A 14,638-nucleotide genomic window follows, 5' to 3' on the forward strand; every position below is an offset into this window, starting at 1 on the left:
CGGGCGGGCGGCTCGCACACGGGGCGACTACGGCATCGCGCAGCGCACCCCGTCGAGTGTGAACGCGTCGGGCTTCGCGACGGACTTCGCGTTCGCCGTGCCGGCGACCACGATCGTGCGGCTCTTGCCCGGCTTCAGCACGGCGTCGCCCAGGCCGACCTCGACGCGAGTGCCGTTCTGCGACAGCGCGCTGCCGGGTGCGAGCAGCGCCGCCTCGCCGCTGCCGACATGCCAGGCGAGCGAGCCCACCGCGAGGTCCGCGGTACCCGTGTTCTTCAGCGTGACCGTCGAGGCGTACCCGCCGAGCACCACGGGGGTGGCGCGCTGCGTCACCGCGCACGACGCCGTCGCCGCGGCGAGCAGGCCCGTGTTGCCGCCCTCGTCGATGAACGTGCCCCAGAGGTGGTTCCGGCCGTCGGCGGGCTCGGTCACCCCTGAGACCCGCACGTCGCGGAAACGGTGGTCGCCGCCGACTCGCGCAGCGACGGCGTACGATCCCGTGCCCTCGATCGTGACGTCGCTGACGCGCAGGTCGTTGACCCAGTGGCTGCCGCTGACGAGCAGGCCCTCGTAGGTCGAGTCGATGATGCGCGTGTGCTCGACGAGCACGGGCGTCGTGATGTGGCTCGTGTCGGCGAACACCCAGATGCCGCCGAACGAGGTGTTCCAGTTCGGCTCCCATCCGCCGCTCCGGAAGATGTCGTTGTCCGACACCGTGGTCACTCCGGAGAACGGCACGGGGTTGAACCGGGTGCTGATCGCGATGCCGGCGGGTGCGGTGAGCGTGTCGGCGATGACCGAGTCGACGATGCGGTTCGAATCGCCGCCGTAGACGGCCGCGCCGTTGCCCAGCAGCGGGCTCTGCACGGTGCTGTGCGCGAACGTGCCGCGCACGACCGCGCCGCCCGACGACCACATCGCCATGCCGTCGTCACCGGTGTTGCGAATGCTCGCGTGCTCGACGCGGGTGTCGACCACGCCGCCGTCGAGGTGCACGCCGTCGGCGAAGGTGTCGCTGACGCGGAGCCCGACGGCGTACAGCCCGTCGGTTCCCGCGGTGGCCCAGAAGCCGGTCTTGGTGTGCGAGATCCAGACGTTCTGAATGAGCGATCCCTGGCCGAAGTTGCCCTCGATGCCGGTGTCGAAGAGCCGGTCGTCGCGGTATCGCACGTCGCCGTCGATCATGAGATCGGTGATCGTGACCCCTGTGCCCATCGCGTAGAGGCCGCCCGTGCCGTCCCGGCCCGCGAGTGCCGAGTACCACGGTCCGGCACCCCGGATCGAGACGTCCACGAGGCGAACCGCCTCGGTGACGGTGAATCGCCCTCGGGGCACCCAGACGCTCGCGCCCGCCTCGCTCGCGGCATCCACCGCGGCCTGGATCGCCACGGTGTCGTCGGTGCCGTCGTCGGGTGTCGCGCCGAACGCGGTCACGTCGATCGAACCCGCGGGTGCCGAGATCGCCTGGGCGCGCACCTCGGTCTCGACGAGGTCGACCGTGTAGGGGAGGGCTCCGGACGCCGCGTCCTTCTGCAACCGCAGCACGGTGCCCGCCGGCAGCTTCGCGAACGTCGCCCGCGAGTCGTCGAAGAACCGCTGTGCGCCGCCCTGCGACGGGTCGTTGCCGTAGGGATATCCGCCGTACACCCACGAGTACGCGCTCGAGACGGGCACGTCGGCGATCTTCCGCTTGCCCGCGTACAGCGAGAGCGTGCCCGACTGCCCGGTGCCGTCGGCGCTGTCGGGGATCGACGCCCGCAGCACGAGCGCATCGGCCGGTTCGGCCAGCACCCACTCGACGGAGTCCTTCGCGTCGGTCAGCGTGACCGCCTGTCGACCGGATGCCTCGGCCGCGAGGTCGTGGAAGGTGCGGCTCGGTGCGAGGATGTCGCCCGTGGTCCGGCCGTGCTCGGCCTCGTAGACGACCGTGCCGGTCGTGGCTCCGCGTGCCGCCGCCGGGTTCGCGTGCTCGACCCTGATCGCGTCGACGACGACGTCGCCGTCGTGTCCGTCGGCGGTGCGCCGCACTTCGAACGTGCCGAGGCCGGCCCGGAGCGGCAGCACGACGGCGATCTCGCGCCAGTCCTGCGCGGGCGGCAGGTCGATCCTGCCGACGGGCAGCCCGTCGACCCCGACGACGACCCGAGCGGGTGCGGAGCCCTCGTTGACGTAGCGGATCGACACCTTCTGCGCACGGTCGGTCGTGGCGAATGTCGAGACCGCCATGCGCGCGCGGGGCGCGGTCAGGTCGATGCCCGTTCGACCGGCCCGCTCGAGCGTCGTCGCGCCGTTCGCGAAGAACGCGCCCTCGGACAGGTACGTCTGAGCCCGCTTCGGTGCCGGCACCGCGGCGAGCGCGTCCGTGATCCGATCCCACCGGGTGTCGGGACCGGAGCCCGGGATCTCGCCAGGATCGGTCGCCCCGCCGCCGGGAGTGGACAGGTCGCCGACCGTCGTGAGCGAGATCGCGTCGAGGTTCACGTTGCCGGTGTCGTCCTCGTCGAAGCGGAGGGTGACGTCCTGCACGCCTGCCGTGAGCTCGACCGCCTCCTGATGCACGAACCACCGACTCCACGAGGCGCCCGCGGCCGACGGCAGCACGATCTGCCGGTCCTCGTCGCCGATGACCTGCGACAGTGTCATGTCGGAGCCGAGGCCGTTGGCGTACCGGAGGTTGAGCCCGTACTCCCCCGCTGCCGGCACGTCGACGGTGAACGTCACCGACGCCGTGCCCCGGTTGTCGAGCACGAAGCCGTCGACGAATCCGGAGCCCGAGTAGCCGAGGTGGTTGGCGTTGATGCCCGCCCCGCCCGAGAGCGCGGCCGCCTCGGCCTCGTACTCGTGCGGCGGGTCGGCGGCGACCGCCGGCGGTGCGAGGGCGAGGCCCGCGGCGAGCACGCCGCCGACGGTCACCCCGATCACGGCGATTCGGGTTCGGTGCGACATCGGGATCTCCTTCGATCGATGGTGCGTTCGTGGTGCCGATGGGTGGGGTGGTGCAGGTGGTGCCGAGCGGGTCGTGCCCGCCCGACGTTCAGTCGGCGTCGGCCGTTGCGAAGACCTCGAGGAGCGCGCTCAGCAGCACCGGCGGCAGGCCGATGCCCGCGAGTTCGTCGGCGAGCGCGATGCCCTGCGCTCGCTCGATGACCGCCAGGGCGCGATCCTTCAGGTCGAGGTCGATCCGAGCCCGTTGCAGGAGCACGAAGGCGTCGTGCGTCGCCGATCGCACGTGCCGTCGGGCGCCGAGGATCCGGAGCTCGATGGCCGCGTGCAGGTCCACGTCGTGCACCTCGAGCCGGAGCGCCGCCGCCAACAGGTCGGCCGCGTCATCCGTCGGCTCCTGCACGTGGACGATCGGCCGCTCGACGCCGTCGACGAGCAGCACGGCACCCTCGATCGACGCGATGCCGGCGAGGTCGAACGCGAGGGTCTCGAGCGCGCGCGGAGGCAGGTCTCCCTCGCTTGCGAGCACGAGTCGGATGTCGCTGCCGGCGTCTTCGCGACGAGTCGCCGTCTGCGTGGCCTCGGTGGTCCACGGCTCGGGGCGGGCGGATCCGTCATCCTCGACGATCGTCGAGGTCGACGTCCCCTCGAACACCCGGAGCACGAGGCGCGCCGGATTCTCGGCGACCGCGGCCATCGCGTCCATCGCGAGCGGGAGCACGGCACCGGCCCGCACGAGCACGGGGTACGCATCGAGCGCGCGGTGCACGGCGGTCGTGCGCCCGCCGCGGTACCGTCTGCCGCTGAAGAGGTCGGTCCACTCGCCCTCGGGGAGCCACACGGCCGTGGCGCCGACCTGCGCTTCGCCGTCGACCGGGGTGGTGATCGGCGCGACGAGCAGGTCGGGGCCGAGCAGGTAGACGTTTCGGTGCAGGTACGCCTCGTCGGTGTACGGATGCGCGTGGTACATCGGCCGGACGACGGGCACCCCGTCGGCGTGCGCACGGTGGGCCGCGGTGTAGAGGTAGGGAACGAGCACGTGGCGCAGGCGCAGGTAGCGCGCGGCGATGCCGCCGAGCTCGGTGCCGAGCAGGTTCGGCTCCTTCGAGCCGAAGGGGCTCGCCGAGGAGTGCAGGCGATTCACCGGCGACAGCGCGCCGAACTGCATCCACCGCAGCGTCAGCTCGGGGTCGGTGCGGCCGCGCATGTGGCCGCCGATGTCGTGGCTCCACCAGAAGTAGCCGATGTTGGCCGCGGTGCTCGTGAAGTACGGCTGGAAGTCGAGCGAGGCCCAGGTCGCGTGGGTGTCGCCCGAGAACCCGACGGGGTATCGGTGGCTCCCCGGGCCGGCGTACCGCGACAGGGTCACGGCGCGCCGGCCGGACTCCTGCAGGTCGGTGACGTGCACGTGGTTGAGCATCCACAACGGGTCGAGTCCGTCGATGCGCGAGACGCCGCCCGACTGCCAGTCGAGCCACCAGAAGTCGACGCCCTGCTCCTCGATCGGATGGTGCACCTCGGCGAGGTACGCGTCGACGAACTCGCGCGAGCTGATGTCGAACACGATGCCGTCGCCCGATTCCGGGTCGACGCCGAGGGCACGCGCCACCGCAGGGTAGCTCGCCTCGTGGCGGCGGATGCCGTCGGCCGGGTGCACGTTGAGCGTGACCGCGAGCCCGCGGCGGTGCAGCTCGGCGAGGAACGCGGCCGGGTCGGGGAACAGCTCGGGGTTCCAGGTGTAGCCGGTCCATCCGGTGCCGATCGCCGGGTCGACGTCCACGAGATGCCAGTCCATGTCGAGCACGGCGACCGAGAACGGCTGGCGGTCGGCGGCGAACCCGTCCATGAGTTCGAGGAACTCGCCGGCGGCGTACGGCCAGTACCGGCTCCACCAGTTGCCGAGCGCATATCTGGGCACGAGCGCCGGCGCCCCGGTGAGCCGGAAGTAGTCGTCGAGCGCCCCCTGGTAATCGCGGCCGTGGGCGAACACGTAGAGGTCACGACCGCCGGTCGGACGCGCCCGCGGCCACCCGTCTTCGCCGAGCAGCACCGAACCCGAGTCGTCGAGTGCCTCGAAGCCGTAGGTGGAGAGGATGCCGGGCTCGAGCGGGCACGCGCCGTCGACCTCGTCGAGGGTGCGCGCGGTGCCGCCCAGGTTGCCCCTGGTCTCGTACAGGCGGGGGATCTGCTCGCCGTACCGCCAGGTCGAGTAGTGGATGTCGGGTGCGGCGTGCAGCGTGATCGACAGGCCGGACGACGAGAACTCGCGCCCGTCGTACTGCAACTCGAGGTACCTCGTGCGGATCACGAGGCCGCCGTCGTCGGAGCGGGTCACGGTGAAGTCGGCGGGCGGGAAGTCGCGATCGGCGACGACCGCCGTCGGCAGGTCCACGAAGGCCCCTTCGTCGCTCCACTCGATCCGGATGAGCCGCTCGGTGAGCACGGTGAATCTGTAGTGGTCGCCCTCGATGACGGAGTCCGGTCGGGCGGTTCGCAGCGCGGTTGCGGTGGTGATGGTCAAGAGAGTGGCCTTTCTCAGGGAGTCTTCGCGATCGCCGGACCGGACGCCGGGGTCGGATGCCGGTCGTCGGCGCCGGAGCGCGAGTCGTGGTCGGAACGGGGTTCAGGACGAGGCGGGGTCGGCTCAGCCCTTCGTCGAGCCGGCGGTGAGCCCGGAGACGATGTAGCGCTGCAGCGCGAGGAACAGCAGCACCACCGGGATCGCGGCGAGCACGGCCCCCGCGGCGAACAGTCCCCACGGGGCGTTGCGTTCATCGGAGCCCCAGTTGTAGAGCCCGATCGCGAGCGTGAACTGCTCGGATCGCTGCAGCACGACCCTGGCGATGATGAAGTCGCTGTAGGTGCCGATGAACGACAGCAGCCCGACGACCGTGAGGATCGGCGTCACCAATCGCATGATGATGCGCCAGAAGATCTGCGCGTGGCTCGCCCCGTCGATCTTCGCCGCCTCGTCGAGCTCACGGGGCACCGTGTTGAAGAAGCCGTACATGAGGAACGTGTTCACGCCGAGGGCGCCGCCGAGGTACACGCAGACGAGGCCGAGATGCGAGTTCAGCCCGAGCGCCGGGAAGACGTCGCCGATCGCGAGCAGCACCAGGAAGATCGCGACGAACGCCAGCATCTGCGGGAACATCTGCAGGAGCAGCAGCGTGGTCAACCCCGCCCTGCGGCCCGCGAAGCGGAACCTCGAGAACGCGTATGCGGCCGCGGCCCCCATCAGCACCGTGCCGATCGCAGTCAACGACGCGACGATGATCGAGTTCTTCATCCACACCCAGAACGGCGTGCTCCAGAGGGCGGCGAAGTTCTCGGCCGACACCACCCGGAACAGGTCGTACGAACCGGTGAGCGTGCCGGCCGGGTTCAGCGCGGCCGACAGCGCGTAGAGCAGCGGGAAGACGCAGACGACGATCATCACCGCCGCGACGCCGTAACGCCATCCGATCTCCGACCACCACCTCGCACCGCGCAGGCGACGACCGCCGGGGCTGATCGACGCCGCTCGTGAGGAGGAGCCCGACGTCGCGGCATCCGCAGCCGTGACGGCCGCGACATCCGGTGTCGTGACGTGTGCCATGTCAGATCTCCTCGAGACGACGCGTGCGACGGAAGCCGAGCCAGGAGATCAGGCCGACCAGGATGAAGATCAGCAGCGACAGCGCACTCGCGACCCCGTACTGCTTGCTGCCGCTCTCGAAGGCGACCGAGTACACCATCGAGATCAGGATGTCGGTGTGCCCGACCACGTACGGTGTGCCGACGAAGTTCGGCCCGCCGCCGGTGAGCATGTAGATCAGGGCGAAGTTGTTGAAGTTGAACGCGAACGACGAGATCAGCAGCGGCGCCACCGAGACCATCACGAACGGCAGCGTGAGATGGCGGAAGATCTGGAGCCGGCCGGCACCGTCGATGCGCGCGGCGTCCATCGTGTCGGCGTCGATGGCCTGCAGCGCGCCCGTGCAGATCAGGAACATGTACGGGAACCCCAGCCACAGGTTGACCAGGAGCACGGAGACCTTCGCCATGAGCGCGTCGGTGAGCCAGGGGATGTCGGCTCCGCCGAGCAGCACCACGTTGATGTAGCCGAACCGGTCGTTCAGCATGCCGGCCCAGACCAGCGCGGAGAGGAAACCCGGGAACGCGTACGGGAGGATCAGCAGCGAGCGGATCACCTTGCGGCCCTTCAGCCGCGGATCGTTGAACGCGACGGCGAGGAAGATGCCGAGCCCGAAGGTCAGCACGACCGACAGCAGCGCGAACACGAACGTCCAGGTGAAGATCTCGGCGAACGGGCCGACCATGCGCGGGTCGGTGACCATCGAGGTGAAGTTCGCGAAGCCGACGCCCACGCGCCAGCCCGGGGTGAGTGCGGTGCCGTCGTCGGACACGAAGTTGCCGGTGTCGCTGACGCGGTAGACCGTGCCGTCGTCGGTGTTCACGAACGTGTCGGTCTCGGAGTCGTACTGCAGCACGGGAACCGCGACGAACCCGGTCGAGCCGTCCTGCGTGCGCACCGATCCGTCGGCGGGGTCTTCGGACATCGGCACCCGGAGCGCGACGACGTCGGCCTGCCGGTTCGCGACGTCGAGGAACGTGAGCGCGTCCCACCCGGGCACCGCCGTGACGCGGCCGTCGTCGACCGTCGCCCCGTCGACCGCCGCCAGCGGCTCATCGGCGGATCCCACCTCGACCAGGCCGTCGTCGACGACCGCGAAGCCCAGTTCGTCGCCCTGCGACAGTACCGTGAGCGGGAACGTCGGCGACCCGTCGAGGCGCAGTTCGTTCTGCATCGAGATCTGCTCGATGGCGTCCTGCTTCGTCGAGTTGTGGCCGTCGCCGTAGTTGGTGAACGCCACGTAGCCCGTGTACGCCATCGCGAAGATCTGGTACGCGAACAGGAAGATCAGGCCGGGGACGAGGTACTTCGCCGCGACCGCCCGCCGCGACATGTAGGCCCAGTCGACGAGCACGAGCGTCACGACGAGGAAGATCAGGATCGCCCACTGGCCGACCGCCCATGCCGAGAGGATGCCGTAGAGGCCGAGCGCGTTCGCGATGCCGACGAGCACGAGCTTGACCCAGAAGCTGAGCGCCAGCCTGCGTCCGCCGAACTCGTGGCGGCGCGGCGGCGGCGTACCCGAGCCCGGTTCTCGGGGCGCCGGCGTCTCGGCCGTGGGCGCGGATGGGGGTGAGATGGTCATGCGATCCTCGGTGCGATGCGAGCGGGGGTGAAGTCGGGTGGCGATGTCGGGGGGCGATGCCGGCCCGTGCGCGCTGCGGCGCGGATTCCGGTTCCGGACGGTGACGCCGCCTCCGTACGCGTCGGACGACACGGAGGCGGCGTCACGCGATCAGCCCTTGTCGATGGCGTCCTGGATGTTGGCCACCATCGTGTCCCAACCGGTGATCGGGTCGACCTGACCGTCGATGATCTGCGCCTCTGCGGTGCCCCAGAAGCCCCAGACCGCGCTCATCTCGGGGATGGCGGGCATTGGGGCGCCCTCGGCGCCCGCGGCGTTGAACCCGGCGATCACCGGGTCGGTGACCTTGTCGGCGGAGGCGATGAGTGCGGGGCTGCGCTTGCTCGACTCGTAGAGCAGGTCCTGCGCCTCCTCGGTCGCCATGTAGTTCACGACGAACTCGTTGGCGAGCACCGGGTTCTTCGACTTCGACGAGATGAAGATGCCCGAGACCCCGACGAACGGCTGGGCCGGCTCGCCGCCCGCGCTCGGGACGGGGAGTACCGTGAAGTCGATGCCGGCTTCTTCCATTCCGGGGATGCCCCACGGGCCGGTGATGATGTACGGCGACTTGCCGTCTCCGAACGCCTGGCCGGCGATCGCGCCGTCGACGGCGATGTCGAGCACGCCCTCCTGGCCGAGTTTCGCGATGTAGTTCGCGAAGGCGTGGCCGGCGTCGCCGCCCAGCGCGAGTTCGCTCGTGTAGGAGCCGTCGGCGTTCTGCGCGAAGACGGGGGCGCCGAACGAGGTCTGCAGCGGGTACATGTGGTACGGATCCGACGACTCGCCCTGCTGGATGAGCACCGGGAACTCGGTGCCGGCGGTCCGGCCCTCGGCGATCAGTTCGTCGAACGTCGTGGCCTCGGTCTCCTTGAGGAGCGCGTTGTTGCGCACGAGCGCGACGTTCTCGATCGCCAGCGGCACGCCGTAGTACTGGCCGTCATACGCCATGGCCGCCGCGGCGACCGGCACGAAGTCGTCGACGACATCGCCGAGCTCGACCGGGGCCACGACGCCGTTCTTGATCCATTCGCCGAGACCGTCGTGCGCCGAGATGATCAGGTCGGGGCCCTCGCCTGTCGGCACCTGGGCGACGAAGTCGGGCCCGATCTTGTCGACCGCCTTCTCGACGAGTTCGACCGTGACTCCCGTCTTCTCCTTGAAGTCGGCCACGAGCGGCTTCATCTCCACAGCACGGTTGGGGTCCACCCACAGGGTCAGGGTCTGGTCGGCGTCGGGCGTGCTCGCTGTGTCACCAGAGCCGGCCGCACAGCCGGCGAGCGCCAGCACAACGCCGACCGCGCCGATGATCGTGATGCTCCTTCGCATCATCCACTCCTCTTCGAGTTCGTCACCCGCCGGGGGTCAGCGGGTCTGAATGATCTCAAGATAGCGGCGCAGGGGACGTTTGGAAAGGAATTTCAGTGAATCTGCACAAGATTCCATAAAGTCGGCCGTTCATTCCAGTTCGCGGCGCGAAGAAGGGCACGCCGAACGGCACGCCGAAGGCACGGCGCGGCACCCATCAGATTCCGGATGCCGCGGCGGAACAGCGGGTGAACTCAGGCGCGCACGGGGCCCGTCGAACTGCGCAGCACGAACTCCGGCTCGAACAGCAGTTCGCTGACCGGCTCGTCGGTGCCCTCGATCTGGGCCATGAGCAGGTCGAAGGCCGCCCGACCCATCGCATCGATCGGCTGTCGCACGGTCGTCAACGGAGGATCGATGAAGCTCATGAGCTGCGAATCGTCGTACCCCACGACCGAGACGTCCTGGGGCACCCGGAGTCCGGCGCGCCGCGCCGCCCAGATCGCACCGAGCGCGAGCATGTCGGACGCGCAGACGATCGCCGTCGCGCCCTCGCCGAGCAGCTTCGCCGCGCCGGCCTGTCCCGCCTCGATGGAGTACATGCCCCGCACGACGAGCGCGTCGTCGACCTCGCACCCGAGTTCGGCGAGCTTGCGCTGCGCACCGAACACCTTGCGCTGCGACGGCAGGTGGCCACGCCCGCCCATGAGCAGGCCGATGCGGCGGTGGCCCAGCTGGTGCAGGTGCGTGACGGCCTGCTCGGCCGCCGCGACGTCATCGGTGGAGACCGTGGGGAACGGGAGCGCGTCGACCGTGCCGTTGATCACGACGGTCGGCAGGCCCGACTCCTGCAGGCGGATGAAGTGCGGCCGGGCCGCCGCGCCGTCGGGGGTCACACCGGCGAGGTAGATGACGCCGCTGACCTGCTGCTCGAGCAGCAGCTCGACGAAGTCCGAATCGGTCATGCCGCCCGTGTTCTGCGTGTTCAGCAACGGGCTGAACCCGTTCTGCGTCAGCGTGCCGCCGATGAGCTCGGCGAGCGCCGGGAAGATCGGGTTCTGCAGTTCGGGCATCACCAGTCCCACGAAGCGGGGACGGTCGCCGCGCAGACTCGACGGACGCTCGTATCCGAGCACGTCGAGCGCGGTGAGCACGGCCTGCCGCTTCACCTCGGACACGCCGGGTCGGTCGTTCAGCACGCGACTCACCGTCGCGGGACTCGTGCCCGCCTTGCGCGCCACGTCGCTCAGTCTGCTCGCCACCGTCGCAGTTTACGGGCGCGGCGTGCGTAGTCCGGTCCGATCCGAGACATCCGCAGTCCCCCGCGCCCTCCTGATCGCTTGCGCAATACCCCTAGGGGGTATATGTTCGATGGCATGAGCGAGACGCACGGTCGTCACGACCACACCATGCACGCGGAGCACGGCTCCCACGACGAGCACGTGGACCACGACGCACACGACAGCCACGAGCACACCGGTCACAGCAACCACGAACACACGGGTCACGACGAGCATGCGAGCCACGCGGAGCACTCGGGCCACGCAGGCCACGGCGATCACGTCGGCCAGTTCCGCCGTCTGTTCTGGATCATGCTCGTCATCGCCGTGCCCGTCATCGGCTTCAGCGGCATGTTCGCCTCGATCCTCGGCTACCCGCTTCCGGATGCCGCGTGGGTCGCGTGGGTCTCTCCCGTGCTCGGCACCGTCATGTACGTCTGGGGCGGCAGGCCGTTCCTCACGGGCGCCGCCTCCGAGCTGAAGGCGCGCAAGCCGGGCATGATGCTGCTCATCGCGCTGGCGATCACGGTCGCGTTTCTCGCGTCGTGGGGTGCGAGCCTCGGCCTCCTGCACCACGAGCTCGACTTCTGGTGGGAGCTCGCCCTCCTCATCGTCATCATGCTGCTCGGCCACTGGATCGAGATGCGCTCGCTCGCGCAGACCTCGTCGGCGCTCGAGTCGCTCGCGGCACTGCTGCCCGACGAGGCCGAGCGCATCGAGGGCGATGACAGCACTGCGGATGCCTCCGGCGATGCCGGCGATCGTGCCGCGATCGTCAAGGTCGCGCCCTCCGACCTCGTCGTCGGCGACCTCGTCATCGTGCGCCCGGGCGGGCGGGTTCCGGCCGACGGCGTCGTCACCGAGGGTACGGCCGCAGTCGACGAGTCGATGATCACGGGCGAGTCCCGCACCGTCAGCCGGGCCCCCGGCGACACGGTCGTCGCGGGCACGGTCGCGACCGACACCGCCATCCGCGTGCGCATCTCGGCCGTGGGCGACGACACCGCGCTGGCCGGCATCCAGCGCCTCGTCGCCGAGGCGCAGAACTCGACCTCGCGCGCCCAGCGGCTCGCCGACACCGCGGCGGGCTGGCTCTTCTGGTTCGCGCTCGGCGCAGCCGCCCTGACCGCGATCGTGTGGACCCTCGTCGGCCAGCCCGACGATGCCGTGATCCGCACCATCACCGTGCTCGTGATCGCGTGCCCCCACGCGCTCGGCCTCGCGATCCCGCTCGTGGTCGCCATCGCGACCGAGCGCGCGGCGAAGGGCGGCGTGCTCGTCAAGGACCGCCTCGCCCTCGAGAGCATGCGCACCGTGTCGGCCGTGCTGTTCGACAAGACCGGGACGCTCACGAAGGGCGAACCCGTCGTGACGCATGTCGCGACCGTCGCCGGCCGCAGCGAGGACGACGTGCTGGCCCTCGCGGCCGCCGCCGAGTCCGACAGCGAGCACCCGCTGGCCAGGGCGATCGTGCAGGCGGCCGTCGCACGCGGGCTCGCGATTCCGCGTGCGGGCGGGTTCCATGCCTCGCCGGCCGAGGGCGTCACGGCCTCCGTCGAGGGCACCACGGTCGCAGTCGGCGGTCCGAGCATGCTGGCCCGGCATGAGCAGCGTGAACTCGACGCGGCATCCGCGTGGCGCGAAGACGGCTCGATCATCCTGCACGTGCTCGCCGGCGGCGAGGTGATCGGCGCGCTCGCCCTGGCCGACGAGGTGCGACCCGAGTCGCGCGAGGCCGTCGACGCGCTGCACGCGCTCGGCGTGCAGGTCGTCATGATCACGGGCGACGCCGAGGCGGTCGCGCATTCGGTCGCCGCCGATCTCGGCATCGATCGCGTGTTCGCGGGCGTTCGCCCAGAAGACAAGTCGGCCAAGGTCGCCGAGCTCCAGGGCGAGGGGCACCGCGTGGCGATGGTCGGCGACGGCGTGAACGACGCGCCTGCGCTCGCCCAGGCCGATGTCGGCATCGCGATCGGCGCCGGAACGGACGTCGCCATCGCCTCGGCGGGCGTGATCCTCGCCAGCGACGACCCGCGCTCGGTGCTCTCGGTCATCGAGCTCTCACGCGCGAGCTACCGCAAGATGAAGCAGAACCTGTGGTGGGCCGCGGGCTACAACCTCATCTCGGTGCCGCTCGCGGCGGGCGTGCTCGCACCCATCGGGTTCGTGCTGCCGATGGCGGTCGGGGCGATCCTCATGTCGCTGTCGACGATCGTCGTCGCCGTCAACGCACAGTTCCTGCGCCGCCTCGACCTCTCCCCCGAGGTCAGCGCGCGCGCCGTGCTCGAGCGCGCCGCCTGACACCGGTCACAGCGCGGTCGCGGTCGCGGGCTCACCGAGCCGAGCGGATGCCTCGACGACGCGCGCGCCCGGACGTGTCGGCATCCTGCACCGGGATCGACCCGGTCACGACGGCATCGACGTTCATCGAGCCGTCGACCGGACCGACGACGGCGATCGGCGTCGTGGGCGTGGCCGTCCTGGGCTCGACCCGCATGCGTCCGAGCCGTCGATGCTCGCGGATGTAGGCCGGGATGAGCAGCGCGGCCGCGCCGAACCAGGCGAGCGGGTTGCTCCAGACGACGCCGACGAATCCGAACGCCGCGCCGAGCACGATCGCCGCGCCGACGCGCATGACCAGCTCGATCACGCCCGTGACGGTCGGCACGACGGTGTGCCCGAGCCCCTGCAGCGTGCCGCGCAGCACGAAGAGCACGCCGAGCGCCGAGTAGGTGAAGCCGTTGACGGCGAGCATGAGCCCGGCGTCGGCCACGACGGCATCGGATCCGGCGCCGACGAAGAGCCGCACGAGATCCTCGCCGAAGAGGATGAGCGGCACGCCGACGATGACGGCCGTGCCGATCGACATCCAGGTCGCCTGCACGGCCCCGCGACGCACCCGGTCTGGGCGGTGGCCGCCGAAGTTCTGCGCGGCGAACATCGAGGCGGCCAGGCCGAGCGAGGCGAGCAGGGCGACCGCGAGCGAGTCGATGCGCGAGGCCGTCGTGTACGAGGCGACCGCATCGGCGCCGAGGCCGTTGAGCGCCACCTGCACGGTCAGCGTGCCGATCGCGATGATCGAGGCCTGGAACCCCATCGGGAGGCCGACCCTGAGGTGCTCGCGGAGGTCGGCACGAGACATCCGCCAGTCTTCGCGGCGCAGGTGCAGCACGGGCACGCGCCGGCGCACGAAGTCGAGGCACAGGGCGACCGAGACCGCCTGCGCGACGACGGTCGCGAGCGCCGCGCCCGCGACGCCCCAGCCGAGCGGCCCGACCATGAGCACGACGAGCCCGACGTTCAGCGCGCACGACACGGTGAGGAAGATGAGCGGGGTGCGCGAGTCGCCGATCGCGCGGATGATGGCCGACAGGTAGTTGAAGAACATCACGGCGGATGCCCCGAGGAAGCTGATCTGCGTGAACACGGTCGCCTCGACGAGCAGCTCCTCGGGGGTCTGCAGCAGCCGGAGCGCGGGCTCGGCGATGAGCGGTGCGACGGCCGTGAGCAGGATGCTCATCGCCCCGGTGAGCAGCGTGCCGGTGGCGACCGAGCGCCGCACGGCGTCGTGATCGCGCGCGCCGAACGCCTGCGCGGTCGGGATCGCGAAGCCCGAGGTCACGCCCCACGCGAACCCGAGCAGCAGGAACAGCAGCGCGCCCGTCGCCCCGACGGCCGCGAGCGAGTCGATGCCGAGGTGCCGGCCGACGACGATCGCATCGACCACCTGGTACAGCTGCTGCACGACGTTGCCGATGAGCAGCGGCACCGCGAACATGAGGATGACGCGCCAGGGCGCGCCGGTGGTGAGGCGAGTGGCCATGGGGCTCTCCGGGCGGATCGAAC

The 14,638-nt window shown here is 70.4% G+C and carries 8 protein-coding genes; 1 reads left to right on the forward strand and 7 read right to left on the reverse strand.

Annotated elements, in window-relative coordinates; genetic code table 11:
* Window positions 1–27: 27 nt before the first annotated feature.
* The 6 genes from AC3IPY_RS19205 to AC3IPY_RS19230 form a co-directional block, all read right to left on the reverse strand.
* Window positions 28–2,946 carry a glycosyl hydrolase family 28-related protein gene (locus tag AC3IPY_RS19205; RefSeq protein ID WP_489185879.1) on the reverse strand — a complete coding sequence of 973 codons (2,919 nt, stop codon included), beginning with the start codon at window positions 2,944–2,946 and terminating at the stop codon, window positions 28–30.
* Window positions 2,947–3,034: 88 nt separating this feature from the next.
* Window positions 3,035–5,464 (reverse strand): glycoside hydrolase family 31 protein, encoded by a 2,430-nt coding sequence (locus AC3IPY_RS19210; RefSeq protein ID WP_489185880.1) that lies wholly within the window; start codon window positions 5,462–5,464, stop codon window positions 3,035–3,037.
* A 123-nt stretch (window positions 5,465–5,587) separates the two neighbouring features.
* A complete protein-coding gene (locus AC3IPY_RS19215; protein WP_489185881.1) occupies window positions 5,588–6,541 on the reverse strand; it encodes a sugar ABC transporter permease in 954 nt (317 codons plus the stop codon).
* A gap of 1 nt (window position 6,542) precedes the next feature.
* Window positions 6,543–8,165 (reverse strand): ABC transporter permease subunit, encoded by a 1,623-nt coding sequence (locus AC3IPY_RS19220; RefSeq protein ID WP_489185882.1) that lies wholly within the window; start codon window positions 8,163–8,165, stop codon window positions 6,543–6,545.
* 150 nt (window positions 8,166–8,315) lie between these two features.
* Window positions 8,316–9,533: a sugar ABC transporter substrate-binding protein gene (locus tag AC3IPY_RS19225; protein ID WP_489185883.1), complete on the reverse strand. Its 1,218-nt coding sequence runs from the start codon at window positions 9,531–9,533 to the stop codon at window positions 8,316–8,318.
* Between the two features lie 233 nt (window positions 9,534–9,766).
* Window positions 9,767–10,774: a LacI family DNA-binding transcriptional regulator gene (locus tag AC3IPY_RS19230; protein ID WP_489185884.1), complete on the reverse strand. Its 1,008-nt coding sequence runs from the start codon at window positions 10,772–10,774 to the stop codon at window positions 9,767–9,769.
* Between the two features lie 114 nt (window positions 10,775–10,888).
* Between AC3IPY_RS19230 and AC3IPY_RS19235 the strand changes: the two genes are divergently transcribed.
* Window positions 10,889–13,093, forward strand: a complete 2,205-nt coding sequence (locus tag AC3IPY_RS19235; RefSeq protein ID WP_489185885.1) for a heavy metal translocating P-type ATPase — start codon at window positions 10,889–10,891, stop codon at window positions 13,091–13,093.
* Between the two features lie 31 nt (window positions 13,094–13,124).
* Here AC3IPY_RS19235 and AC3IPY_RS19240 read toward each other — a convergent pair whose 3' ends face one another.
* The gene (locus tag AC3IPY_RS19240; RefSeq protein ID WP_489185886.1) at window positions 13,125–14,615 is read right to left on the reverse strand and encodes an MATE family efflux transporter; all 1,491 of its coding nucleotides are present in this window, start codon (window positions 14,613–14,615) and stop codon (window positions 13,125–13,127) included.
* Window positions 14,616–14,638 lie beyond the last annotated feature (23 nt).

This window comes from Agromyces sp. GL_144 (assembly GCF_057834305.1).

Excerpts from the sequence above, each read along its gene's own strand:
- AC3IPY_RS19220 (WP_489185882.1), bottom strand. The coding sequence starts at position 8,165 with ATGACCATCTCACCCCCATCCGCGCCCACGGCCGAGACGCCGGCGCCC.
- AC3IPY_RS19215 (WP_489185881.1), bottom strand. The coding sequence starts at position 6,541 with ATGGCACACGTCACGACACCGGATGTCGCGGCCGTCACGGCTGCGGAT.
- AC3IPY_RS19205 (WP_489185879.1), bottom strand. The coding sequence starts at position 2,946 with ATGTCGCACCGAACCCGAATCGCCGTGATCGGGGTGACCGTCGGCGGC.
- AC3IPY_RS19225 (WP_489185883.1), bottom strand. The coding sequence starts at position 9,533 with ATGCGAAGGAGCATCACGATCATCGGCGCGGTCGGCGTTGTGCTGGCG.
- AC3IPY_RS19235 (WP_489185885.1), top strand. The coding sequence starts at position 10,889 with ATGAGCGAGACGCACGGTCGTCACGACCACACCATGCACGCGGAGCAC.
- AC3IPY_RS19240 (WP_489185886.1), bottom strand. The coding sequence starts at position 14,615 with ATGGCCACTCGCCTCACCACCGGCGCGCCCTGGCGCGTCATCCTCATG.